Below are 26824 nucleotides of genomic sequence, written 5' to 3'. Positions count from 1 at the left end.
TCAGGTTTCGGGGCTGCTGCGCAGCCCATCGGGGATAAATCCCCTCACCACAAGAATTCCCCTCACCATAGAGAGCCGGGACGACGTTGGACCTGTAGGAGCTGCCGAAGGCTGCGATCTTTTGATCTTTAAAAGCAAAAGATCGCAGCCTGCGGCAGCTCCTACACGGGAATGTATTGCCATGGGGGGAGGGTGTAGATGAGTTCGCTTCCCTACGCCTGGGCCAAGGCCCAGCGCATTCTGCTGTGCGACGGTGTGCTGACCGTATGCCCATCGACCCCCGGCTGGTCGATCAGCGAGGTGCGGCGGCAGTTCGGTGAGACGTCGCTCCGGCGCGTGCGCGACGATGAACTCGACGGCCTGCTCGCCACGGCCTACGCCGATACAGGCAGCGCCGCCGCTGTGGTCGGTGCGGCAGAAAACGAAGTCGATCTCGACCGCCTGATGCAGGACATGCCGGAAATCACTGACCTGCTCGACACTCAGGACGGCGCGCCGGTGATCCGCATGATCAACGCCTTGCTCACTCAAGCCGCGCGCGATGAGGCCAGCGACATTCATATCGAACCGTTCGAAACCCATTCGGTGGTGCGCTATCGGGTCGACGGCACGCTGCGCGACGTGGTGTCGCCGCGCAAGGCATTGCACGGTGCGCTGGTGTCGCGGATCAAGATCATGGCCCAGCTCGACATCGCCGAAAAACGCTTGCCGCAGGACGGCCGCATCGCGCTGCGTGTGGCCGGGCGGCCGATTGATATTCGCGTCTCCACCGTGCCCACCGGGCATGGCGAGCGCGTGGTGATGCGCTTGCTCGACAAACAGGCCGGGCGCCTGCATCTGGAAACCCTCGGCATGGACGCGCAGGTGCTGGCCAAACTCGATCACCTCATCCGCCAACCGCACGGCATCGTGCTGGTCACCGGCCCCACCGGCAGCGGCAAGACCACCAGTCTCTACGCCGCGCTGGCGCGACTGGATGCCAGCACCAGCAACATCCTCACCGTCGAAGACCCGGTGGAATACGACCTGCCGGGGATCAGCCAGATTCAGGTCAACGCCAAGATCGACATGACCTTCGCCCTGGCGCTGCGGGCAATCCTGCGGCAAGACCCGGACATCATCATGATCGGTGAGATCCGCGACCTGGAAACCGCGCAAATCGCCGTGCAGGCCTCGCTCACCGGGCATCTGGTGCTGGCGACGCTGCACACCAACGACGCGGTGTCGGCGGTCAACCGCTTGATCGACATGGGCGTCGAGCCGTTTCTGCTGGCCTCGTCGATGCTCGGGGTGTTGGCGCAACGGTTGGTGCGACGGCTGTGCAATCAGTGCAAGCAGGAAGATCCTGCAGCACCGGGCACGTGGCGGCCAGTGGGCTGCGCCGCCTGCAACCACACCGGCTACAGCGGACGCACCGGCATCCACGAATTGTTCTGCATCGACGACGACATCCGCACGCTGATTCACCAAGGGGCAGGGGAGCAGGTCTTGCGCGCGGCAGCGGCCAAGGCCGGGATGTTCAGCCTGCGCGAGGACGGCGAGCGCTGGATTCGCAGCGGCGCCACCGCCCCGGAAGAAATTCTCCGTGTGACGCGGGACGCCTGATGAATCGCTATCGTTTTGAAGCTGCCGATGCCACTGGCAAGATCGAATCCGGGCACCTCGAGGCGGACAGCCAAGGCGCGGCATTCGGCGTGTTGCGCAGTCGTGGATTGACCGCGTTGTCGGTGCACAAGGAAAGCAACGTCGCCCAGCATGGCGGCGGCAGTGGCTTGTTCAGTGCGCGAATGTCGGATAACGATCTGGCCTGGGCCACCCGGCAACTGGCGAGTCTGCTCGGCGCCAGCCTGCCGCTTGAGGCTGCGCTCAGCGCGACGGTGGAGCAGGCCGAGAAAAAACACATCGCCCACACGCTCAGCGCGGTGCGCGCCGACGTGCGCAGCGGCATGCGTCTGGCCGAATCACTGGCCACACGACCACGGGATTTTCCGGAGATCTACCGCGCGTTGATCGCTGCAGGGGAGGAGTCCGGCGATCTGGCGCAAGTCATGGAGCGGCTGGCGGATTACATCGAAGAACGCAACAACCTGCGCGGCAAGATTCTCACCGCGTTTATCTATCCCGGTGTGGTCGGGCTGGTGTCGATCGGCATCGTGATTTTCTTGCTCAGTTACGTGGTGCCGCAGGTGGTCAGTGCGTTTTCCCAGGCGCGGCAGGACTTGCCGGGGCTGACCCTGGCGATGCTCACCGCCAGTGATTTCATTCGCGCATGGGGCTGGTTGTGTGCGGCGATCATGGCCGGGGCGTTCTGGAGCTGGCGCCTGTACCTGCGCAATCCGGCGGCGCGCTTGAGTTGGCATCATCGGGTGCTGAAATTGCCGCTGATCGGGCGTTTCGTGTTGGGCCTGAACACTGCGCGTTTCGCCTCGACCCTGGCGATTCTCGGCGGTGCCGGGGTGCCGTTGTTGCGGGCGCTGGAGGCGGCGCGGCAGACGCTATCCAATGATCGTTTGAGCCTGAGCGTCAGCGACGCCACGGCCAAGGTGCGTGAAGGGGTGAACCTGGCGGCGGCGCTGCGGGTAGAGAACGTGTTCCCGCCGGTGCTGATTCACCTGATCGCCAGCGGCGAGAAAACCGGCGCGCTGCCGCCGATGCTCGAACGTGCGGCGCAAACCCTGTCGCGGGATATCGAACGGCGGGCGATGGGCATGACCGCGTTGCTCGAACCGCTGATGATTGTGGTGATGGGGGGGGTAGTGCTGGTGATTGTGATGGCGGTGTTGTTGCCGATCATTGAGATCAACCAGTTGGTGCAGTAGCTGCGATTGATGTGGTCTGCCCTGGCCTCATCGCTGGCAAGCCAGCTCCCACAGGGGGCAGTGTTGTTAATGCGACCTGCGTCACAACATCAAAACCTGTGGGAGCTGGCTTGCCAGCGATAGGGCCATGCAGAACAACAAATAACTCAGACTTTTTTACCAGGACTTCAGCATCACCCGAGCCTCAAAAGAACCATCCTCGGGTTCTCCTTTCTGTCATCTGCAACCACCCCGCAACGGCTGCAGCCAGTTTCAGCCAAACCCACGATCCAGACGCCGCGCAATCCCCCGCAAACACCCGAGAAAACCCCCTGAAATACCTCGCGCAGCTCCCGAGGTTTTTTCCTTTATCTGTCACCGGAAACTGCGAATTTCTCACTGCGACTTAACCCCGGGCCCCGCTTGCGAAGGTCAGCGGTGAGTCTTCCCAGTGTCATGCAAGACCCCTGAAAACCTGTGTTCACAACCATCGTTGAAAAGGAGATTCTTCATGTTCAAGCGCACTCTGATCGCCGCTTCCCTGACCGTCGCCGCTCTGGCTTCCGCCCAGGCCATGGCCGTTACCGGTGGCGGTGCCACCCTGCCAGCCGCACTGTACAAAGGTTCGGCCGACAGCATCCTGCCTGCCAACTTCAGCTACGCCGCCGTGGGCAGCGGGGCCGGCAAGACCGCTTTCCTGACCAACAACCCGGCCGGCTTCAGCACCACCGGCACCGTGCATTTCGCCGGTAGCGATTCGATCCTCAGCGCTGCGGAAATCAACACTTACAACACCACCTACGGCGCTTCGTACGGCCCGCTGATTCAACTGCCGTCGGTGGCCACTTCGGTTGCCATCCCGTACAAAAAAGCCGGCCAGACCGCACTGAACCTGACCAGCGCTCAACTGTGCGATGCGTTCTCCGGTGCCAAAACCACTTGGGGCCAGCTGCTCGGCACGACCGACACCACGCCGATTCGCGTTGTGTACCGCAACGTTTCCAGCGGCACTTCGGAAATCCTCAGCCGTCACTTGAACTCGGTCTGCCCGACTCAGTTCGCCACCAGCTCCACCTTCACCAACGCGCGTCTGCCAGCCGGTTCGACACTGCCGTCGAACTGGGTCGGCGTCGCCAACACTTCTGATGTCGCCACTACCGTGAACGCGGTTGACGGCTCGATCGGTTATGTCGGTCCGGACGGTGTCGACGCCACCAGCAACGCTGTTGTTGCTCGTGTTAACGGCGTTCAGCCAACTTCGCTCAACGTCACCCTGGCACTGTCGTCGGTGTCCGCTCCTTCGACCCCGGCCCAGGCTGCAAACCCTGCCAACTGGTCGCCCGTGGTGGCTAACCCGGCTTCGGGTTACAAACTGGCTGCCTACACCAACTTCATCTTCGGTCAGTGCTACAAGGATGCAGCCGTGGCCGCGGACGTCAAAGCCTTCCTGACTCAGCACTACAGCAACCCGGGCAACAACACTGCGACTCAGGCCCACAAGTTCGTCGCCGTGCCTAACGCCTGGAAAACTGCTGTGACCGCCAACTTCATCACCAACACGTCGGGCAACAACCTGGACATCAACAACGCCAGCGTCTGCAACGCTATCGGCCGTCCTTTGTAAGCTCGCGCGGTCGTAACACCGATGACGGCAACCTTGGGGTTGCCGTCATTTTTTTTGGCTCGGATACACGCCGAACATGAAGTTTGTGTGACATCCGTTCGGTCGCGCCCCTCGCCAACGGCCTATGTCGTAACAGCAGGTTTTTGCAGGCCTGCGGCATCTTTGGCAACCCAAGTGTGGCAATCAAAAAGGATCTCGTAGTGATGCTCGCTCGCCCATCCCGTTGTACCAACGTTCTGTCCTCCAAGCGTGAAACCGTCGAGCCGGCGCTGTGGTTGCTCAAGCCGTTGGCGCACGCAGTGGCGTTGTGTCTGGTGGCGGGCAGCGCGCAGGCGCAGACGGCGTTCAGCTCGGGCTGGTTTGCTGCCAAAGGTGCGGCGCAGCAGGCCGCAGCGGCGCGTCCGAGCGTTGGCGGATTGCCGGGGATGACACCGCCATTGGCCCAGCAACAAAAAGCCAATGCGCAATTGCAGCGTTCGATCCAGACCCTGAACAACACCGTCGCCGCGATTGCCGCGCAACAAGCGGCGCAGGCGGCCGGACGCGCTGCTGCGTTGGGCACGGTACAGTTTGTACCGGACGGTCTGGGCGAGGGCGGTTTGAAAATCGATAACAGCCTGACCCAGGGTTGGCAGAACGCCAAGGGCCCGCAACAGACCCAGGCCGACGGCAAGACCACAGTGAAAATCGAGCAGACCGCCGACAAGGCAATCCTCAACTGGGAAACCTTCAACGTCGGCCGCAACACCACCGTTGAATTCGCCCAACAGTCCAACTGGGCGGTGCTCAACCGGGTTAACGACCCGAATGCCCGGGCCAGCCAGATTCAGGGCCAGATCAAGGGCGACGGCACGGTGATGCTGATCAACCGCAATGGCATCGTGTTCAGCGGCAGCAGCCAAGTCAACGTGCGCAACCTGGTGGCCGCTGCCGCCAACATCACCGATATCCAGTTCCGTGATCGTGGCTTGTACTTCGACAGCACCGGCACTCAGCCGACCTTCACCGATGCCGCTGGCAAAGTGCTGGTGGAACGCGGTGCCTCCATCGACACCTACAAACCGGCATCGTCTACCGCTGCCGGGGGTTATGCCTTGCTGCTCGGCAATGAAGTGCAGAACGATGGCAGCATCAACACCGTCAAGGGCCAGACCGTGCTGGCGGCCGGCGACCGTTTCTACATCCGCAAGGGCTCGGGCACCGAGGGCAATGCGCTGTCCAGCACATTCGGCAGCGAAGTCATTCCGGGCTTCAAGGCCGGTGCCGTTGCGGGCAAAGTCACTAACAACGGACTGATCCAGTCTGCCACCGGCGACATCACTCTGACGGGGCACGAGGTCGTGCAAAACGGCGTATTGCTCGCCAGCACGTCAGTGGCGACGCGGGGCACGATTCACCTCACCAACCCGATCACCGATACCAACGGCAGCGTGACGCTGGGGCAGGGCAGTGCGACGGCGATCATGCTCGACAGCAGCGACATGACCGCCCTCGACAGCCAGCATCAGGCCGCGCTGACGGGCGTCACGGCCAATAACCGGATCCGTGGCGATCAGTCACGCGTCGAGATTCAGAGCGGTGGCAGTGTCGAGTTCCAGAACGGCTCGATCACCCTGGCCACCGGCGGTCAGGTTGCGGTCAGCGCACAGCGCCGCAGCCTGGTGCGCGACGGCGCAATGATCGACGTGGCCGGTGCCCTCGGCGTCAAAGTGGCGATGGAAAACAACAGCATCAAGATCAACGTGCAGGGTAACGAGCAGCGTGATGCGTCAGTCAACCGCGAGAAAGGCGCGCTCAACAGCAATGACATCTGGGTCGATGTGCGCGAGCTGGTGTATGTGCCGGCCGGCACCAACGGCTACGCCACGGATCGCTGGTACACGGCGGGCGGTTTGCTCGAAGTCGGCGGTTATCTGGGCACCCAAGGGCACAGCGTCGGCGAATGGATGGCTCAGGGCGGCACGGTGAGTTTTGCCGGCAACGACGTGGTCACGGAAAAAGGTTCGTTGATCAACCTGTCCGGCGGCACCCTGGATGTGCAGAGCGGCGAGATCCGCCAGAGCTGGCTGCGTGGCGCCGACGGCAAGTTGTATGAGGTGTCGCGCGCGCCGGGGGATCTGCTCTACACCGGCCTGTACAAAGGCTATGAAGACAGCAGCGAACGCTGGGGTCAGACCAGCTATTACTACAGCCCGCTGATTGCCCCGCGCTCGCGTTTCGAGTCGGGTTACACCGTGGGCCGCGATGCCGGGCAACTGGTGGTTTCCACGACCAGCGCCGTGCTTGACGGGCAGATGATCGGCGAGGTGTATCAGGGCGAACGGCAGAATCAGGCGCCGAAACCGCTGCTCGACGGCTATCAGCAGAGCCAGACCGCGCTGGCCCGGCGGGCGCAGTTGATCGTCGGCAGTTACGACCCGACCTTCGTCGCGGCGTCGAATGGCCTGCTCTACACCCTCAATCCCTTGCTCGATCAGGTGCAGATCGGTGGCACGCGCCCGGTTGCCGGCAACGATCTGGACTTGACCGGCGCGGTGTCCGATGCCCGCAAGGGCAAGCTCTATCTCGATAACGATCTGCTCAACGGATTCCACCTCGGTGCGCTCAAGGTTTCGACCAAGGATCAGATTGCCGTTCACGGTGCGCTCACGGTCGACAACGGTGGCGACATCACCCTGTATTCCCCGGATGTGCAGATCGGCGCCGACCTGACCGCGCGTGGCGGTAGCCTGCGTCTGGGCAATGTGCTCAATCAGTTTCTCAGTAGCGATACCGCTGACACTCGGCTAACGGCGAAGGTCGGCAAGGCGACGCAAGTCACTGTGGCCGACGGTGTGCAACTCGATACCCGTGGTGTATGGAGCAACCTGCGCAGCAACCCGGATGACGGTGCGAGCCTGGCGTCTCTCAATGGTGGCCTGGTATCGATCCGCAGCAGCGGCGATATCGACCTTGGCGCGGGCAGTCTGCTCGATGTTTCCTCCGGTGGCGCTGTGCTGGCCAACGGCAAGACCCGGGGTGGCAAGGGCGGCGACCTGACGCTGGAATCCAGTGCGATTTCGGCGCCCGGTGAAACCCACCTGAACCTTGCGGGCGATCTGCGTGGCTACGGTGTCACGGGCGGCGGCACGCTGACGGTGCAGGCCAACAGGATTCTCATCGGTCAGACCGACAAGGCGCTGGCCGACAATACCCTGCAGCTGTCTGCCGATCTGTTGCGCAAGGGCTTTTCCGCCTACAACCTGATTGGCCTGAATGGGCTGGACGTTGCTGAAGGTACGGCGATCGATGTGCACATGCCGGTGTACCGTTTCGCTGATGCCGCGCCGAATCAGGTCAGTGGTGTCGATCCGCAAACGGCGCTGGAGCTGTGGACACCGACGCTGTTCCAGGAAAGCCCGACCAAGGGCCTGTTGACCCAACGCGCCGGCGCCAGCCTGACGTTGCAGGGCGGGGCCAGCCTGATCGGTTTGATCGATGCCGCCAACAGCCCCCTGACTCTGGGCCGCGGCTCGCGGATCAGCGTCGATCCGGGGCAGAGCATCAAACTGCGCGGTGCCGGGCAGATCACCGTGGAAGGTGAGCTGAATGCCTGGGGCGGCACGATTGATATCCGTCAACAACAGTTCGGTTCGAACAAACCGGCGACCTCCATTGTCGTGGCCGATCCGAGCGCACATGACCGTTCCATCTGGATCGGTGAACAGGCTGTGCTGGATGTCGCCGGACGCGCCAATACGGCAGTCGATGCGCTGGGCCGCACTTACGGTCAGGTCGCCAAGGGTGGCAGCATCATCATCGGCGGTGAAATCGATGCGAAACTGGCCACTGCCACGGCCGCCGATGCTTATGTGATCGTCCGTGAAGGCGCCCGGCTGGAGGCTTCCGGCAGCGAGACCGTTCTGGATATCGCCGGCCAAGGGCCGACCCGCGTCGCAACCGACGGCGGGCGGATCAGCCTGGGTTCCTACAACGGCCTGTTCCTTGAGGGCCACCTGCGTGCAGCGGCGGGCGGTGTCGGGGCTGCCGGCGGTCGTCTGGACATTGCGCTTGAGACACCGCTGTACGTTGATTCGGCAAGCAATGCCGTGCGGGCGCCGCGAGAGATGATCATTGGCCAGGCACCTGCGGACAAACCGCTCGCGCCGGATCTGCGTCCGGGCGAGGGCGCCGCTGGCCTGCGCTACGGTCAGACGCGCTTGAGCGCAGACGGCCTGATGGCGGGCGGCTTCGATAACCTGAGCCTGTTGAGCAACGGTTTGCTGTCGTTTGCCGGCGACGTCAATCTGCACATGAACCAGAGCCTGACGCTGTACGCCGGGGCGTTGTCGCTGGCCGACGTCTCCGCGAGTACGACCCGCGTCGATTTGAGCGCGCCGTACCTGCGTCTGTCCGGCGTGGGCACTTACCACGCCGGCTTCGGCCTGATACGGCCGCGATTGACCAATAATCCGACGACACAATTGTCGGACGCGACCTTCAACGCATCAGCCGACCTGCTGGATGTGGGCAATGGCCTGTCGTTCGGTACACAGGGTTCGATCCTGCAACTCGGCGCGCCGGCGGTTGCGTATGGCCGACGGGCATTTGGTCAGGTGAGTCTCGACAGTCGTGGCGATCTGCGTTTCCTCGCGCCCAACGACGGTGCCGAAAAAACCCGGTTGTGGACGCCGGGTGACTTGAACCTCGGTGCTGCACAAATCTATCCCGCCAGTGATGTCCAGGCTGAAGTGCGCGTTGGCTATCAGGGCGCCGTTGCGGTGTCCGACCATACGCTGCGGATCAGCAGCCACGGTGCGGCACCCGCTGAGGTGCCGTATTCGGTATTCGGCAATCTGAGTTTTTCCGCGGCGTACATCGAGCAGGGCGGGGTGGTGCGGGCCCCGCTGGGCAAGATTGTTCTGGGTGACGATTTGCAGACCACCAGTCATGAGGTTCGACTGCTGTCGGGCAGCACCACGTCGGTCAGCGGCGCCGGTCTGGTCATGCCATACGGTGGCACCACGGATGGCATCGACTATCTCTACAACAGTAAATCGGTGGTGTTGAACGGCATCACGGGCGATAAAAACGGCGTGGCGATCGGTGGGCAATACATCGAGGTGCAGAACGGTGCGCTGATCGATCTGTCCGGCGGTGGCGATCTTCGCGGCGCCGGTTTCATTTCCGGACGTGGCGGTTCTACCGATGCGCGCTTCAATCCGCTGGTGCGCAATGCCACCGATGGCACCTTCAGTCTGCCGGGGCTGGCGAGTAATCCGGTCTACGCCATCGTGCCGGGCAAACAGAGCCGTTACGCGCCGATCCTGGCCGAAGCCGGAGCGGTCGATCCGCGCATCGGCCAGCAGGTCACTATTGGCGCCGGCGTGCCGGGGCTGGCGGCGGGGACTTACACGCTGCTGCCATCCACCTTTGCCTTGTTGCCGGGCGCATTCCGGGTTGAGGTCAACGGTCAGGCGACGCCGGCTGCGACGACGGCAGCGTTGCAACTGCGCAACGGTTCGTGGACCAGCAGCGGGCAGATGTCGATTGCCAACACCGGACTGCGCGACAGTCTGGCCAATCAGGTGATCCTGACGTCGGCTGAGGTGTTGCGCCGTTACTCGCAGTACAACGAAACGTCGTTCACCCAGTTCATCCGCAGCGATGCCGCCCGGCGTGGCGTGCCCCGTGCGTTGGCGCCAATGGACGGCAAGGTGCTCGATCTGCGCCTGAGCACGGGGGGCAAGCACGACACTGCGTTGCAGTTCGATGGGCGAGCGCTGTTTGATGCCGCCGAGGGTGGGCTGATCGGCACGGCGGCGTTACGCGGCGGTTACGCCGGCGCCGAGTTCGAGGTGCTCGCTGCGGGGCATGCGCCGACGCCGGGTTTCAGTGGCGTGTCGGTGTACGCCGACACGCTGAACAACCTCAATGCCGGACGTCTGACGCTCGGTGCGCTGCCGGAGGTGATTTACAACACGACGGGCAACATCATCAAGTTTTTGGGGGCCTCGGACAACATCACGCTGCGTGAAGGGGCCATCCTGTCTGCGCCGGAAGTCGTGTTGCGCACCACCTCGACCACCGGTGGCATCACGGTCGAAGCGGGCGCCGGGATCAACACCCTGGGGCGTGGCAATGTGGCCTTCGATTCAACGTCCGGCTACTTCTACCAGCCGCAAGCTTCGAGCCTGTTGGTAGTGTCCAACGGCTGGACTCATGTGCTGGCGCCGGAAGCGGCCAGCGGCATCAGCGGTGCGGGCAGCATCCGGATTGGCGTGTGTGCCACCTCATCCTGCAACGATCCGGCGCTGCTCTATTCGAACGGCAGCATCACTGCCGCCACCGATAACCAGTTCGAACTCGGTGAAGCGGTGCGTTTCGGCACCCGTCATCTGGCACTGTCGGTCGGTGCGGTCAATGCCGGCAGCGCCGAAGCACTGGCGGCGGCCGGCAGTCGCGTGCCGGCCGGTCTAACGCTGAACCAGAACGTACTCGACCGCTTGCTGCGCGGTGATACGCAGTTTGCCGCGCCGGCCTTGGAAACCCTGAGCCTGACCACCCGCGATGCCTTCAATTTCTTCGGCAGCGTGAGCCTCGACACAATCGATCCGCAGACCGGCCAAAGCAAACTGCAGAACCTGCTGCTGGTCACCCCGGCGATCTACGGCCTGGGCGATGCCAACGATGTGGCGAGCATTCGTACGGCCAACCTGATCTGGAACGGTGCGACGCAAAGCCCCGGCAGCGTCATCACCGGTGGCGCCGGTACGGGCAGCGGCACGCTGGATATTCAGGCCCAGCGGATCGAGCTGGGTTACGGCCCGATGCCTCAGGCCAGCGGGCTGGATCAGAACAATCGTCTGGCGCTGGGTTTTGCCAACGTCAACCTCAGCGCCAGCGAGCGCATCACCGCCAATCACAAGGGCAGCCTGGCGGTGTATCAGGAGCAGGGCGCGTACGATCCGCTCAAGGGTTACCGCTACAGCGGCGGCAATCTGAACCTGCGCACGCCGTTGCTCACCGGTGAGGCGGCATCGGTCAGCCTGCTCAAGGCCGGCAACAGCCTGACACTCAGCGGCGCCGGGGCTGCCGGGGTGGCGAATGCCTTGGGTGCGGAGTTGAATCTTGAAGCCCGCGACATCGTGCTGGACAGCCGTATCGCCTTGGCCAGCGGCAAGTTGACCGTCAAGTCCGAGGGCGATTTGACGCTGGGCACTCGTGCCGTGCTGGACATGGCCGGGCGGACCTTGCCGTTCAACGATGTCAGCAAGTACAGCTGGGGCGGCGACGTCTCGCTGTACAGCGCCAACGGCAATATCCGTCAGGCTGCGGGCTCGCGGATCGATCTGTCGGCGACGAACAATCAGGCCGGTAATCTCAGCGTCATCGCAGTGGCCGATGCGGCCGGAACGGTCGATCTGCAAGGCGAGATTGCCGGCGGCAGCAGCGGTTATTACGACGCCGGCGGCACGTTGGTGCCGTACAAGGCCGGTGGCGTGGACATTCGCGCACAGCGTCTGGGCGGTGACGCCACCGAGCAGTTCGCCGCGCTCAATCAGCGCTTGAATGCCGGGCAGGTTTACGGCAGCCGCAGCCTGCAACTCAAACAAGGCAACCTGGTGATCGGCGACGGTCTCAAGGCCGGTGAGGTCAATGTGTCGGTGGACAATGGCAGCCTGACGGTGGCCGGTCTGATCGATGCCAGCGGCGAGCGTGTCGGCAGCATTCGCCTGTCGGCGAAAAATGGCCTGACCCTGGCTGGCAGCAGCGTGCTCGATGCCCATGGTCGCGTGCTGCGTGTCGACAGCTACGGCAAGATCATCGATGCACCCAACCGCGCCACGGTCGAACTGAATTCCGGCGATGGTTTGCTCACGCTGGGCAGCGGTGCGCGCATCGACCTGCGTCACGGCACCGATGCCGTGCCCGGTGTCCTCGCCGGGCAACACGATGGAATGCTGCGCGGTACGCTGGAGCTGAACGCGCCGCGTCTGGGCAGCAATGACATCGCCATCGACGCCAGCGGTGCGCTGACCATTCAGGGCGCACGCTCCATCGGCCTCAACGGTATGCGCCGCTACACCGATGCCCGCGATGGTGGCGATCAGGCGGTCAGTGGCCGGCCGTATCAAGTCATCGATCAAGCCATGCTCGAACGCATTCATGGCGACAGCACTGACTTTATCAACGCGGCACTGGGCAATAACGATCTGCTGCAACGCAAACTCGCCGGGCTGAACAACGTCACTTACGCCGATGCATTCCATCTGCGCCCGGGCGTGGAAATCGCCAGCAAGACGGCTGACGGTGATCTGGTGGTGGAGGGCGATCTGGATTTGTCCGGTTATCGCTACGCCAGTCTCAATCCGCACACGCAGCTGAACCCCTCCGTATATGGTTCCGGGGAAGCGGGCAGTCTGGTGATTCGTGCCGGTGGCAACCTCGATATTTACGGCAGCATCAACGACGGCTTCGCGCCGCCACCGGAAACCCAGGACGATGCCGGCTGGAAACTGATTGCCGGTGTGCAGCCGTTCGGTGGCGATCTGATCGTGCCGGGCAGCGGTGTTTCGCTGGCTGAAGGGACACAGTTCCCGATAGGCGCCACGCTCAATTACGACGTGACCATTCAGGGCGCAGTGTTGGCCAGTGGCACGTTGTTGCCGACTCAGGCGGTGCTGGGTGAGGCGTATACCTTCAGCGCCGGCACCGTGCTGGCGGGGGCGATCCACGACAGCAGCGGTCATCTGCTGTACGCCGCCGGTACGCTGCTCAGCGACAGTGTGACGTTGCCTGCCGACACACGCCTGGGTGCCGGGATCCGTTTGAACAAGGCCACCGCCCTGCAAGCGATGAACTGGCCCAAGGGAGTGCCGTTGCCCAGCGTTTACGATGCAGACCTGACTACGTTCTCCGGGGTGAAGTTAAAGGGCGAACTGGCCTTGTTGCGCGGCTCGCTGATTCCGTCGATGACCGATGTGAAGCTCGCCGAAGGCACTTCGCTGATCGAGTTGCGCCCGTTCAACGGCACACAACAAGGCAAGAACTGGGCGCTGGCCAGCATGCTGCCGTCGGGCAGTGCCTCATGGTCGATGCGTGTGGTCGCCGGTGCAGATCTTGCTGCGGCCGACAGCCGTGCGGTCAAACCGCTGACCCCTGAAGGCAATCTGCGGCTGGCGGACAGTCATTACGGCGTCAACATCACCACGGCGGCGGGCAAGCTGGTCTGGGCTCCGGATAATCCCTTCTTTACCCCCTACGAGCCGGTCCCTGATGACATGCTCGGGTACTGTCAGCAGATTGCCGACTTGTGCGTACCCATGGCCCGTTGGGTCTGGGCGCCAGGTAGCGGAATGGGGCCGGACTACGAACCGGTTCCCGAAGAGGCTCAATTCATTTGTGACCTGCAGCCAGAGCTGTGCATCGGCAACAATCCGGGGAAAACGGCCAAGGCCCATACGCAGATGTTCAGTGTTCTGCGCACCGGTACTGGCGATCTCGATCTGATGGCTGCCGGCAACCTGAGCATGGATTCGCCTTTCGGCGTGTACACCGCCGGTACACAGTCATCGAATGTCGACCCGTTGTATAACCAGAAACGCGGGCATCTCTCGGACAATAACTCGGTGTTGGGCACGGCGGGTGCCGCTTATGAAAAATGGGTCGACGGTGGCAGCGACAGCCTCTATCAGGCCTGGTATCCGCAATTGGGTGGCAATCTGCACATCAATGCCGGTGGCTCGGTTTCCGGTGATTCCGTCGGCACAAAAGCACAATCGGTGAATGGCGGTTTCCGCGAACAGATCGCCAGTGTGGCAATGGGTAACTGGCTGTGGCGCCAAGGCACGGGCAACCCGGATGTGCCCACAGCGTGGTGGATCAACTTTGGCAGTTACGCTACTCGGTTGATGACGCCTGACGGCAATACCGAACCTTACCTGGTCGGCTTCACCGGATTCGGCACCCTGGGCGGCGGCAACATCAGCCTGCGTGCCGGTGGCGACGCCGGGATGCTCAGACCGTTGGGCGATGCGGTCAATTATCCGCGCAGCCAAGGGCTGATCGTTGCCGTGGGCAGCACCGGGCGTGTCGCCGACGATGGCAGCGTGCAGATGACTGGCGGTGGCGATATGGACATTCGCATTGGCGGCGCATTCAACCCATCGCTGCAAGCGCGGGCCGGGGATAGCGGGACTCAGCCGCCGAGGCACGACCTGCAAGGCGCACTGATCAACTTGCGCGGTGCGGCGCAATTGACCGGAGGGGCGCTGGGCGGCCTCAATCTGCAATACGGTGCCAGCTCGCAGTTGCATGATGTCCGTGAAACCCGACCGCTGGATCCGTTCACCTCGACGACCAGCAACGCCTCCGGTGGCCTGGTGTTGATTCCCGGCGACTCGGGCATGAGCCTCAGTACCCGAGGAGACCTGGTGTTGGGCGGTGCGGCAGATCCCGGACGTGTGCGCCTGCTCAATGCCACGCCACTGCTTGATGACAACGGCAATATCCGCACTGGTGGCATCCTGAGCGGCTTCTCGCTGTGGACTGATCACACCGCCATCAATCTTTTTTCCGCTGGAGGCAATCTCACGCCGAGTACTCAATTGGCCGAGACCGAGGCCAATCTATCCCCTGTGAGCGGCGCCAACTCGTCGCCCACCGATGGACGTTTTGTGTACCCGTCGATTCTTCGGGCGGTGGCGGCGCAGGGGGCGATTTATGCCGGGCCATCGGCGGCTTACAGCGAGCGTGACTTGTCACGGACAACCGCTTATTCACTGTTACTGGCCCCTTCGACATCCGGACAACTCGAACTGTTGGCCGGGGACTCGATCTACGCCGGCGGCTATGCGATCAATCAGTCGGGTGCCAGCCCACTGGCCATCGCCACCCCGTTCAGGCCGTCATTCCTGGCCTTTGCCGGCAATAACCCCAACAAGCCACTCAACAGCAATTACGGCAGTGACGGTGTTAAACCGGAAGGTAATTCGCGTTATCCGTTGTTCGCTTTTGGGCCCGACAGCTATTCCGGTTTGAGTGAAGTGCAGGGGCCCGCACGGTTCTATGCCCTGACCGGCGATCTGGTGGGGGTACGCAGTGGCGAGACGTTGAGTTTCGATACCTCGAAACGCACTTGGTACGAAGCAGCAGGCCCTGTCTGGATGATTGCCGGACGTGACATCGTGGCATCCGGAACCCACCTGGGCCAACCGACAGCCGTGCAGCCCGAGGAAATGGGCGTCGGTCAGGAGGGCATTACCTCGACCGGCAACCTGTTCGTTCATAACGACGTGCGAGATGTATCGCGCGTCTCGGCAGGTCGCGACATTCTCTACAGCAGCTTCGATATCGCCGGCCCTGGCACGCTGGATATCAATGCCGGGCGCAACATCCTGATGGAAAATCGCGCCAGCATTACCAGCCTCGGCGCGATAGTGGCCGGGGATACGCAGCCCGGTGCAAGCGTGGTATTGCAGGCGGGCACGGGCGCGCAGGGGCCGGATTACACAAGGTTCATCGCGCGTTACCTGAGCCCGCAGAACCTTGCCAATCCGAATGCCGCTCTCAACAGCCAGCCGGGCAAGGTGGTCAAGACCTACCTCGACGAGTTGCAGAGCTGGCTGACCCTCGGCTACGGCTTCAGCGGCAACGCAGAGCAGGCACAGGCTTTCTATGCCGCGCTGCCAAGTGCCGAGCAGGCGATCTTTGCGCGGCAGGTGTACTTCGCCGAACTGCGCGCCGGTGGCCTGGAATACAACGACGTCGATGGCCCGCGCAAAGGCAGTTACCTGCGTGGTCGCAACGCCATTGCGGCGCTGTTCCCGAGCACCGATGTGGCGGGCAATCCGATCCGCTACGACGGCGACATCACGCTGTACGGCGGCGCCGGGGTCAAGACCCTGTTCGGCGGCGACATCCAGATGCTCACGCCGGGCGGCGGTCAGGTGTTCGGCATCGAAGGCGCGGCGCCACCGTCCACGGCGGGGATCATTACGCAGGGTTCGGGCAACATTCAGCTCTACTCGCAGGGCAGCATTCTGCTGGGGCAGAGCCGGATCATGACGACCTTCGGCGGCTCGATCCTCGGCTGGTCGGCCGAGGGCGACATCAACGCCGGTCGCGGCTCGAAAACCACCGTGGTCTACACCCCGCCAAAACGCGTCTATGACACTTGGGGCAACGTGACCCTGTCGCCATCGGTGCCGAGCACCGGTGCGGGTATCGCCACACTCAACCCGATTGCCGAAGTCGCACCCGGCGACATCGACCTGATCGCCCCGCTGGGCACCATTGATGCGGGCGAGGCGGGGATTCGTGTCTCGGGCAACGTCAACATCGCCGCGCTGACCGTGGTCAACGCCGCCAACATCGCGGTGCAGGGCAAAACCAGTGGCGTACCGCTGGTGGCTTCGGTGAATACCGGCGCGATCACCTCGGCAAGCTCCGCTGCCTCTTCAGCCACCCAGGCCGCTGAAGACGTGGCCCGTCAGCAGCAGGCAGCAGCGCGGCAGAATCAGGCGTCGGTGTTCACCGTGCAGGTGCTGAGTTTCGGTAACGAGCAACTGGCGCCAAACCGCGATGGCGCCAGCCGTGCGCCGACGACCGGATACAACCCGGACAGCCCGGTGCAGGTGCTGGGCGCCGGGGTGCTGGATGAACAGGCGAAACAGCAGCTGACCGAGGAGGAGCGTGGGCAACTGACGTTGTAAAAGACTCTCGTGCAGTACTTTGGGCGGCCGGTGGGTCGCCCTTTTTTTGTGTGGAGCGGAAGGCTTAGGGATACGCCTGTCGAGCGTGCAAAAGGTTGAGAATCTCGATCCGGTCGGTCACCCGATAAACCACGACATAGTTGGGATGGACAACGATTTCCCGTGTACCGGCGACCTTGCCGAAGCGATAAAGGTAGGGGTGAAGTGGGAGGGCGGAGGTAGCCGCTTCGATGGCGGCGTTCAGTTGACTGGCCGCCACGGCGTTACGGTCAGCGATGTAGTTCAGGGTTTGCCAGAGTTGAGTGCGAGCTTCAGGTCGCCAGTCAACCCGCACTGTTTTTGTTGAGTTTCGATTCGATGAGGGCGCGCATTTCGGCCATCACCTGCTCGTGGGGGATGTTGGGCCGCGGATCATCCATCGAGGCCTGTACCTGTGCCCGGAACCAGCGATCGTAGCTGGCGGCCTGCTCTGGGGTTTCGAAGTCTGAAACGATAAGGGAAAGTTCGGCGCTCATAGTGACCTCCATGATCAATGTGAAGCAGTCTAAGGGGGGATGTGGCTCGCTGTCGTCACTGGCAAGACGAAGTGCGCAGTATCCCGAAGCGCTGGCGGGAAAGATGTCAGACGTTTCCCTTGCCCATAAGGGAAAATCGACGCACGTTGTCATCGGATTCCTCCACAACACCGCCGTCTGTGTAGGAGCTGCCGCAGGCTGCGATCTTTTGATCTGGCTTGTAAAAACCAAAGCCAAAAGATCGCAGCCTGCGGCAGCTCCTACAGGTCGAGGTCAGAAGGCGTAGGGGATGCTGACCTTGGCCCAGAGCATGTCGCCTTCCGGCCGGTTCTCCACGTCAAACTCCTTGGCCCAGCGAATCTCCGCGCTGGCGTATTTGAGGAAGGTGAAGTGCAACGCCGGGCCAATCGCGAAGACCTGGCCGCGCACGCCATCGTCCACATCCTGCCCGGCGAATTGCACGGTGTGGCCGTACTGTTTGTCGTCGGTGGTCTGCTTGAGGTAATAGCCGTTGATACCGAGCATCACATCGTCGGTGATCTTGTAACTGGCCGAATAATCGAAGTGGAAAATCTGTCCGGACTTGTAGTCGGTGTCCTTGTTCTTTTCGTTGAAGCTGTAGGTGGTCTTGAGTGAAACCTCGGTCTTGTCGGTCGGCAGCCAGGTGAACGAGAACAGCGGCTTGTAGGTGTAGAAATTGTTGCTGGTATTGGCCAGCCGATCGACGCTGTATTCACCGGTGGGCACCGTGATTTCCAGGGCGGCGCCGAGGGTCAGGTGCTTGCCCATGTCCCACAGGATGATCGGTGCAATCGTGGTGTCGCCCATGCCTTCGCGAGTATCGCTGAGACCGAATACCGACACTTCCTGCTTCAACCAGGGCTGGGCGATGTAGCCGGCCAGGCGTCCACCGAACACGCGTACCGGGCTCAGGTAATCGATGCGCGGAATGACCGCCGTGGATTCGATGTCGACATTCGGCACCTTGCCGCCCAACGAGCTGATGTTGAGCTTGGTCGACTTGTAATGGTTGTAGTAAAGGTTGAACGCGACCATGTTCTCCGGAAGGCTGTCGACTTCCAGCGGCAGCATGAAGAACCCGTCGGTGCCGGGGCCGATGTTGTCGACGCCGGCTTCGGTGGCCAAGGCCGACAAGGACGCGGTGCAACCGAGCAAAGTCAGTGCCAGACGCAAGGGAAAAGTGGCGCGGTTCGGGCTCATGGCTGTCCTCATTATTATTGTGGTGGGACGTGGCGCCGGTACGCGAAACGTCCGGCACCATAGAAATAAGCGCTAGAGGCCCGACGGGGCAGGGTATTGGCGGACAGTTAGGGGGACTTCTGCGGACAGTCGGCCAACCCTGTGCTAACTTCCTTCGACATAACCGGTAACAAAAATAACAATCAAGCGTGATCCGGAATGTCAGTCCCCATGAACGTAAAAGTCCAAGACCCCACTTTTGAATTGGCGCTGGTCTCGCCGTTTCTCCTGCAAACCCTCGCCGAAGTCGTGCACAACAAAGGCATCGACCCCCAAAGCCTGTGCCGTGGCCTGGGCTTCACCCTCGATGATCTGCAGGATCCGGCGCAACGGATTTCCTATCGCCAGGCTGTGGCAATGATTCAGCGCGCGCTCAAAGTGTTGCCCAATCAGGGTTTGGGGTTGTGGGTCGGCGCGCAGAATGTGCTGGGTACGCTGGGGCTGCTCGGGCACGTGCTGTCGCTGTGCAAGACCTTGCGCGATGCCTTTGCCCTCGGCATCCGCCATCAGCACACCTCCGGCGGAATCGTGGTGTCCAGCGTCGATGTGGCGGGTGATCAGGTGCACCTCGACGCCGAGTGCCGCTTGCCGTTCGCCGAGGTTCAGGTGTTCGCCGTCGAAGAATTCTTTGCCAGCCTGCTGGTGTATGGCCGGGCCTTGGCCGGCAGTGAATTCAAGCCGATTGCCGTGGAGTTTGTGCACGCCGCGCCGGATTACCTGAGCGAATACCACCGCTTGCTCGGGCCCGATGTGCGTTTCGGTTGTCTGCACAATCGCATGCTGATCGATGTTCAGTGGCTGGACGTCAACTTGCCCAATCATCATTCGCTGGCGCTGCGCCAGGCGGTTGCCTTGCTGGAGCTGGAAGCGGCGCAGGTGCACCAGAAACTCGATTTGATTCAGGCGGTGGAACGGGCGATTGCCCGGGACCTGAGCCGGGGCAGCCATATCGAAAAAATCGCCGGCGACCTGAACATGAGCAGCCGCACTTTGCGCCGGCGCCTCACCGAGCACGCACTGACCTTCGAAGCGCTGCTGGAACAGGTGCGGCAGGCGCGGACCCTGAGTCTGCTGGCCAATCCGGACATGCCGATTGAACGCATCACCGAAGAAGTCGGCTACAGCGACGTGCGCAGTTTTCGCCGGGCGTTCAAGCGCTGGACCGGGATGAGCCCGAGTGCGTGGCGCCAGGAGAGCATCGTAACTCCCTGAAGATCAAAAGATCGCAGCCTTCGGCAGCTCCTACAGGGATCGGTGTAGGAGCTGCCGAAGGCTGCGATCTTTTGACTGTCAGAGCCCCCACAAAATCTCCGGCTACAGGTAAACTCCCGCGCACTTTCCCAAGGAGTTCACATGAGTTACTACCAGCCGGGCATTCTCGCCACCCCCGTTCCTGCACAAGCGCGTCACCTGTTTTTCGCTCTGGCGTCGGTTGAAGCACTGCCGCAGGCGATCGACAACCTGCTGAGCCTGGTGGACGGCAAGTCGGCGGTGGTCGGTTTCGGTGAATCCCTGACCAAGGCGCTGAACGTACAGATTGATGGACTGCGCAGCTTCCCGGCCATGACCGGCGTCGGCGTGGAAAACCCCTCTACCCAGCACGCGCTGTGGGTCTGGCTGCATGGTGACGACCGTGGCGAACTGCTCAACCGCTGCAACGCCGTCGAGGCCGCACTGGCCCCGGCGCTGCGCCTGGTCGACAGGCAGGAAGCCTTCCGCCACAAGGACGGCCATGACCTGACCGGCTACGAAGACGGCACCGAAAACCCGCACGACGAAGCCGCCATCGCTGCAGCCTTGTTGGGCGAGGGCGCAGAAGGTCTGGTCGGCGGCAGCTTCGCCGCGATCCAGCAGTGGCAGCACGACCTCAAGGGTTTTCATCAATTGTCCGGCGAAGACAAAGACAACATCATGGGCCGACGCCTGAGCGACAACGAAGAGATCGACGATGCGCCAGTCTCTGCCCACGTCAAACGCACCGCCCAGGAAAGCTTCGCCCCCGAAGCCTTCGTCGTGCGCCGTTCGATGCCATGGATTGAAGGTGACCGGGCCGGTCTGATGTTCCTCGCCTTCGGGTTCTCGCTGGACGCCTTCGAGGCGCAACTGCGGCGCATGAGCGGTCTGGAAGACGGTATCGCTGATGGTCTGTACCGCATCAGCCGACCGATTACCGGCGGCTATTACTGGTGCCCGCCCATCAAGGACGGCCACCTCGATCTGCGCGCGCTGCACCTGGGCTGAGGTTTTGCAAGCACGGAGGGTTTGACCATGGACGTGGTGCGTTGGGGCATGATCGGCTGCGGCAGCGTCGCCGAGCGCAAGAGCGGGCCGGCCTTCTACAAGGCCCCGGGTTCAGCGCTGGTGGCGGTGATGGGCCGGCGCCTCGAAGCGGTGAGCGATTACGCGGCGCGCCATGGCATCGCCCGGATCTACACCGATGTCGATGCGCTGATCAACGACCCCGAGGTGGACGCGGTGTACATCGCCACGCCACCCGACAGCCACCACGCCTACAGCCTGAAAGTCGCTGCCGCCGGCAAGCATTGCTGCGTCGAAAAACCGATGGCGCTCAACGCCGGGCAAAGCCGCGAGATGCAGCAGGCGTTTGCCGACGCCGGTCTGCACCTTTTCGTTTCCTACTACCGCCGGTCGTTGCCGCGTTTTGCTCAAGTGCGGCAATGGCTGGCGCAGGGCCGCATCGGTGAGGTACGACACCTGAGCTGGACGCTGACCAAAGCCCCCTCGGCAGCGGATCTGGACGGCAGCGCCAATTGGCGAACCGACCCGAGCGTCGCCGGTGGCGGCTACTTTGCCGATCTGGCCAGCCATGGTTTTGACCTGTTTCAGTACCTGCTCGGCGACATCGTTGAAGTCGCCGGTTTCACCGCCCGGCAAGCCGGGTTGTATGCGGCGGAAGACGCGGTCAGTGCCAGTTGGCGCTTCGCCTCCGGAGCACTGGGCATGGGCTGTTGGAGTTTTGTCGCGGATCGGCGCGAGGACCGCGTGGAGATGATCGGCAGTCAGGGGCGCATCGCGTTCTCCGTGTTTGACGAACATCCGGTGCAGCTGTTCGCCGATGAGCAGATCAGCCTGGAGATCGCGCATCACGAGCACATTCAGTGGCACCACGTGCTGGGCATGAATGCGCATATTCGGGGGGATTCGCAGCATCCGGCCGTCGCCGAGCAAGCCGTCAAGACCGACTGGGTGATGGATCAGATCCTCAAACGCTAAAGTCAAAAGATCGCAGCCTTCGGCAGCTCCTACAGGGGATCGCATTTTCAAACTGTAGGAGCTGCCGAAGGCTGCGATCTTTGCTTTTCAACAGCGCGTCTAAGGTTATGCCCAAACAATATTTCTCAAGCTTGTCATAACGTCTCTAAGATCACGTCATAACTCGTTATGACAAGTGATTCCGTGATGACCGATAACGTACTGTCCCTGGCAAGTGTCCCGCTGCACACGCAACTGCGCGACGTGCTGCGCGCCCGCATTCTTGACGGCGAATACCCGCAAGACAGCCAAATGCCTTCCGAAAGCGAGCTCGGCGCGCTGTTCAAAGTCAGCCGCATCACCGTGCGTCAGGCACTGGGCGATCTGCAGAAAGAAGGGCTGATCTTCAAGATCCACGGCAAAGGCACGTTCGTCGCCAAGCCGAAAACCTTCCAGAACGTCAGCAGCCTGCAAGGCCTCGCCGAGTCCATGACCGGGCGCGGTTACGAGGTGATCAACCGCCTGCGCAGCTTCAAATTCATTCCTGCCGACAAACGTGTGGCCGAGCGCCTGCAGGTCGCGGAAGGCGAGACTGTGGCGCAGATCAAACGCGTCCGCCTGATCAACCGTGAACCGATTTCGCTGGAAATCACCTACCTGCCCAAAGCCATCGGCGAGCGCCTGGAGAAGGCGGATCTGGTGACGCGCGACATTTTCCTGATTCTGGAAAACGACTGCGGCATTGCCCTCGGCCACGCGGATCTGGCGATCGACGCGGTACTGGCCGACAGCGATTTGACCCAGGCGCTGAACGTCGAAGCCGGCTCGCCGATCATGCGCATTGAGCGCCTGACCCACGACGCCGACGGCCAGCCGCTGGACTTCGAACACCTTTACTACCGTGGCGATGCGTTCCAGTACCGCCTGCGGATCGACCGGCAAAAAGGGGAGCAGGCATGACGCGCAACACGTTGGAGCAGGAATACGACATCGTCGTGATCGGCGGCGGCACTGCCGGGCCGATGGCGGCGATCAAGGCCAAAGAAAAGAACCGTGATTTGCGCGTGTTGCTGGTGGACAAGGCCAACGTCAAGCGCAGCGGCGCGATCAGCATGGGCATGGACGGCCTGAACAACGCGATCATCCCCGGGCACTCGACGCCGGAGCAGTACACCAAGGAAATCACCATCGCCAACGACGGCATCGTCAATCAGGCCGCGGTGTACGCCTACGCCACTCACAGTTTTGAAACCATCGAACAGCTGGATCGCTGGGGGGTGAAGTTCGAGAAGGACGAGACCGGCGATTACGCGGTGAAAAAAGTCCACCACATGGGCGCCTACGTGCTGCCGATGCCGGAAGGGCACGACATCAAAAAAGTCCTTTACCGCCAGTTGAAACGGGCGCGGGTGAGCATCACCAATCGCCTCGTTTGCACCCGTTTGCTGACCGACGAGGAGGGCACGGTCAATGGCGTGATGGGTTTCGACTGCCGCAACGCCGACTTCCATGTGATCAAGGCCAAAGCGGTGATCCTCGCCTGCGGCGCGGCCGGTCGCCTGGGGCTGCCGTCCTCCGGTTACCTGATGGGCACCTATGAAAACCCGACCAATGCCGGCGACGGCTACGCCATGGCCTATCACGCCGGAGCCGAACTCGCGAACCTCGAGTGCTTCCAGATCAACCCGTTGATCAAGGATTACAACGGCCCGGCCTGCGCCTACGTCACCGGCCCGCTCGGCGGCTATACCGCCAACAACAAGGGCGAACGCTTCATCGAGTGCGACTACTGGAGCGGGCAGATGATGTGGGAGTTCCACCAGGAACTGGAAAGCGGCAACGGCCCGGTGTTTCTCAAACTCGATCACCTGGCCGAGGAAACCATCCAGAACATCGAAGAGATCCTGCACAGCAACGAACGCCCGAGTCGCGGCCAGTTTCACGCCAATCGCGGCACCGATTACCGCACGCAGATGGTCGAGATGCACATCTCCGAGATCGGCTTTTGCAGCGGCCATTCGGCGTCCGGGGTGTGGGTCAACGAGCGCGCCGAGACCTCGGTCAAAGGTTTGTACTCGGCCGGTGACATGGCCGCCGTGCCGCATAACTACATGCTCGGCGCGTTCACTTACGGCTGGTTCGCCGGGCAGAACGCGGCGGATTTTGTCGTCGGGCGCGAGTTCTCGACGCTGGACGCCGTGCAGATCGAAACAGAGAAAGCGCGGGTCTACGCGCCGCTGGATCGTGAACACGGTCTGCCTCCGGCGCAGGTCGAGTACAAGCTGCGACGCTTCGTCAACGACTACCTGCAACCGCCGAAAGTGACCAAAAAAATGCAGATCGGCTTGCAGCGCTTCAGCGACATCGAACGCGACCTTGGGCAGATGAAGGCCAACAACGCCCACGAATTGATGCGCGCCATGGAAACCAGCGTGATCCGCGACTGCGCCGAAATGGCCGCGCGCGCCTCGCTGTTCCGCGCCGAGAGTCGCTGGGGCCTGTACCACTACCGCGTCGATCATCCGCAGCGCAACGACAGCGAATGGTTCTGCCACTGCCACCTGAAGAAGGGTGACGACGGCCGGATGACCAGTTTCAAGAAACCCGTCGAGCCTTACATCATCGCGCTCGATGCCGAAGACATGCAGGCTTACGACCGCTTGCGAGTGGGCGCTTTTGCCGCTTGATGCATCACCAGAGAGAGTCCGAACCATGGCCTATCAAGCCCAGGAAATCTTCTTCCGCTCCAACGCCCCGGTCACCGTGGACGAGGACAAATGCATCGCCGACAAGGGCTGCACCGTGTGCGTCGACGTCTGTCCGATGGACCTGCTGGCGATCAACCCGGCCACACAAAAGGCCTACATGGCGTTCGATGAATGCTGGTACTGCATGCCCTGTGAAAAGGATTGCCCGACCGGTGCCGTAAAGGTCGACATCCCCTATTTACTGCGCTGACCCCGCCCCCTGTAGGAGCTGCCGAAGGCTGCGATCTTTTGATCTGGATTTTGATTTAAAAAAACAAGATCAAAAGATCGCAGCCTTCGGCAGCTCCTACAGGGGATTTGTGGCAAGCCATAAGCCATCCGGAACACCCGGACGCTGGAAAAACCGAAACCCCCTCGTTTCCCACCGCGCCCTGATCGCGGCGGAGACGAACATCCAACAATGATTCGAGGGGAAACACACCATGTTGCGTGCAGCACTCGCCGGTCTGGTACTGGCTTCATTCACCCTGTCGGCCTCGGCCGAAACCATCCGCATTGCCATCGGCACCCAGGACACCACCATCAACTGCGCCGCCGGTGGTCTGTTGATTCGTGAGCTCGGCCTGCTCGACAAATACCTGCCGCACGACGGCGCCTACAAAGACGCGAAGTACGATGTGCAGTGGAAAAACTTCACCAGCGGCGCGCCGCTGACCAACGAGATGGTCGCCGGCAAACTCGATTTCGGCGCCATGGCCGATTTCCCCGGCGCATTCAACGGGGTGGCGTTCGAAACCGCCGGCAAGCACAGCCTGTTCATCAGCGTGCTGTCGGGCAGCATCAAGGGCAGCGGCAACGGCATCGTGGTGCCGAGCGCGTCCGGGGTGCAGGCGCTGAGCGAGCTCAAGGGCAAGACCATTTCGGTGCCCTTTGCTTCAACCGCCCACGGCATGTTGCTGCGCGCGGTGGCGGAGCAGGGCTGGGACCCGCTCAAGGACGTGAACATCATCGCCCAGCCACCGGAAGTCGCCGGCTCCGCGTTGCAGGCCGGCAAGATCGACGCCCACGCCGACTTCGTGCCGTTCGCCGAACTGTTCCCCAGCCGTGGTTTCGCCCGCAAGATCTACGACGGCGCCCAGGCCAGTGCGCCGACTTTTCACGGCGCACTGGTCGATCAGGCCTATGCGAAACAGTACCCGGAAATCGTCATCGCCTACCTGCGCGCAAGCATCGAGGCCAACCAGTTGCTGGCTGCTGAGCCTGAGAAGTACAGCGAGCTGATCGCCAAGGTCACCGGCGTCGATGCCGAGGTCAACTACCTGTTCCACGGCCCGCTGGGCGTGCAGACCCGCGACCTGAGCTGGAAGCCGGAATACCGCCAGGCCGTGGGGACGGCGATCGACACCCTGAAGCTGCTGAAGAAAGCCGATCGCGGCCTCGACCTCAACACCTTCATCGACGATCAGTACATCCGCGCTGCCTTCAAGGCGTCGAACCTGGACTACAGCGCGCAACTCGCCAACTACGCGCAAACGCCGTTGAAAGCCGTGGATGCGGCGACTGGCAAAACCATCACGGACTTTAGCCACGTCGCCGAAATCTGGGTGCGCGGCGAAGACAAAGTACGCCAGTACGCCTCCGCCGAATCCGCTTTCACTGCGCTGGCCGCGTTGAAGCAGGAAGGCAAAAACATCCGCGCGGTGTATGCCCAGGCCAGTGACAGCGGGATCAAGTTGCTCGCCGATCAGGCGTGGTTTGCCAGCGATGCCAAGGGGCGGTTGAGTGCGTTCCTGCTCAAGGGCCAGGCGCAGCACTATGCGGCGGCGCAGGGCGGCAAGGTTTTCGACTTTACCGATGCCACAACCCAGGCCGTAGCTGCCCGCTAACCCGCAGAACACCTCGGTCACTGTAGGAGCTGCCGAAGGCTGCGATCTTTTGACTTTGATTTTAAAAAGCAAGATCAAAAGATCGCAGCCTTCGGCAGCTCCTACAGGGGATCTCGGTTGAGAGG

General features: G+C 62.2%; 14 protein-coding genes. 11 read left to right on the top strand and 3 right to left on the bottom strand.

Annotated features, from left to right (window positions below):
• Nucleotides 1-198 precede the first annotated feature (198 nt).
• The 4 genes from gspE to HXW87_RS19030 all read left to right on the top strand — a co-directional run bounded on the left by gspE (nt 199) and on the right by HXW87_RS19030 (nt 17117).
• Nucleotides 199-1605, top strand: a complete 1407-nt coding sequence (gene gspE / locus HXW87_RS19045) for a type II secretion system ATPase GspE (protein WP_239777472.1) — start codon at nt 199-201, stop codon at nt 1603-1605.
• The gene (gspF, locus tag HXW87_RS19040) at nt 1605-2819 is read left to right on the top strand and encodes a type II secretion system inner membrane protein GspF (RefSeq protein ID WP_239777459.1); all 1215 of its coding nucleotides are present in this window, start codon (nt 1605-1607) and stop codon (nt 2817-2819) included. The genes gspE and gspF overlap by 1 nt, the downstream gene beginning before the upstream one ends.
• A 490-nt stretch (nt 2820-3309) precedes the next feature.
• Nucleotides 3310-4422: a substrate-binding domain-containing protein gene (locus tag HXW87_RS19035; RefSeq protein ID WP_047293964.1), complete on the top strand. Its 1113-nt coding sequence runs from the start codon at nt 3310-3312 to the stop codon at nt 4420-4422.
• A gap of 203 nt (nt 4423-4625) precedes the next feature.
• Nucleotides 4626-17117: a filamentous haemagglutinin family protein gene (locus HXW87_RS19030; protein ID WP_239777451.1), complete on the top strand. Its 12492-nt coding sequence runs from the start codon at nt 4626-4628 to the stop codon at nt 17115-17117.
• A 64-nt stretch (nt 17118-17181) separates the two neighbouring features.
• On the opposite strand, the gene HXW87_RS19025 is transcribed toward HXW87_RS19030, so the two are convergent.
• The 3 genes from HXW87_RS19025 to HXW87_RS19015 form a co-directional block, all read right to left on the bottom strand.
• Nucleotides 17182-17451, bottom strand: coding sequence for a type II toxin-antitoxin system RelE/ParE family toxin (locus tag HXW87_RS19025; RefSeq protein ID WP_045122487.1), 270 nt, complete (start codon nt 17449-17451; stop codon nt 17182-17184).
• Nucleotides 17441-17632: a hypothetical protein gene (locus HXW87_RS19020; protein ID WP_003225628.1), complete on the bottom strand. Its 192-nt coding sequence runs from the start codon at nt 17630-17632 to the stop codon at nt 17441-17443. The genes HXW87_RS19025 and HXW87_RS19020 overlap by 11 nt, the downstream gene beginning before the upstream one ends.
• Nucleotides 17633-17905: 273 nt before the next feature.
• Nucleotides 17906-18853 (bottom strand): transporter, encoded by a 948-nt coding sequence (locus tag HXW87_RS19015; protein ID WP_095666762.1) that lies wholly within the window; start codon nt 18851-18853, stop codon nt 17906-17908.
• Nucleotides 18854-19063: 210 nt separating this feature from the next.
• On the opposite strand from HXW87_RS19015, the gene HXW87_RS19010 reads away from it, so the two are divergent.
• The 7 genes from HXW87_RS19010 (at nt 19064) to HXW87_RS18980 (ending at nt 26699) form a co-directional block, all read left to right on the top strand.
• The gene (locus HXW87_RS19010; RefSeq protein ID WP_239777441.1) at nt 19064-20104 is read left to right on the top strand and encodes an AraC family transcriptional regulator; all 1041 of its coding nucleotides are present in this window, start codon (nt 19064-19066) and stop codon (nt 20102-20104) included.
• A 141-nt stretch (nt 20105-20245) separates the two neighbouring features.
• Nucleotides 20246-21133 (top strand): Dyp-type peroxidase, encoded by an 888-nt coding sequence (locus HXW87_RS19005; protein ID WP_047293972.1) that lies wholly within the window; start codon nt 20246-20248, stop codon nt 21131-21133.
• A 27-nt stretch (nt 21134-21160) separates the two neighbouring features.
• A complete protein-coding gene (locus tag HXW87_RS19000; RefSeq protein ID WP_239777439.1) occupies nt 21161-22126 on the top strand; it encodes a Gfo/Idh/MocA family oxidoreductase in 966 nt (321 codons plus the stop codon).
• 186 nt (nt 22127-22312) lie between these two features.
• Nucleotides 22313-23065 carry a GntR family transcriptional regulator gene (locus HXW87_RS18995; RefSeq protein WP_041062347.1) on the top strand — a complete coding sequence of 251 codons (753 nt, stop codon included), beginning with the start codon at nt 22313-22315 and terminating at the stop codon, nt 23063-23065.
• The gene (locus HXW87_RS18990) at nt 23062-24792 is read left to right on the top strand and encodes a fumarate reductase/succinate dehydrogenase flavoprotein subunit (RefSeq protein ID WP_239777437.1); all 1731 of its coding nucleotides are present in this window, start codon (nt 23062-23064) and stop codon (nt 24790-24792) included. Before HXW87_RS18995 ends, HXW87_RS18990 begins: the two co-directional genes overlap by 4 nt.
• Before the next feature lie 25 nt (nt 24793-24817).
• Nucleotides 24818-25063 carry a ferredoxin family protein gene (locus HXW87_RS18985; protein ID WP_042559450.1) on the top strand — a complete coding sequence of 82 codons (246 nt, stop codon included), beginning with the start codon at nt 24818-24820 and terminating at the stop codon, nt 25061-25063.
• A 232-nt stretch (nt 25064-25295) separates the two neighbouring features.
• The gene (locus HXW87_RS18980) at nt 25296-26699 is read left to right on the top strand and encodes an ABC transporter substrate-binding protein (protein WP_239777436.1); all 1404 of its coding nucleotides are present in this window, start codon (nt 25296-25298) and stop codon (nt 26697-26699) included.
• Nucleotides 26700-26824: the final 125 nt, after the last annotated feature.

The organism is Pseudomonas sp. Y5-11, assembly GCF_022368695.1.
Lineage (GTDB): Bacteria > Pseudomonadota > Gammaproteobacteria > Pseudomonadales > Pseudomonadaceae > Aquipseudomonas > Aquipseudomonas parakoreensis.
This window is presented reverse-complemented; position numbering and strand designations above follow the sequence as displayed.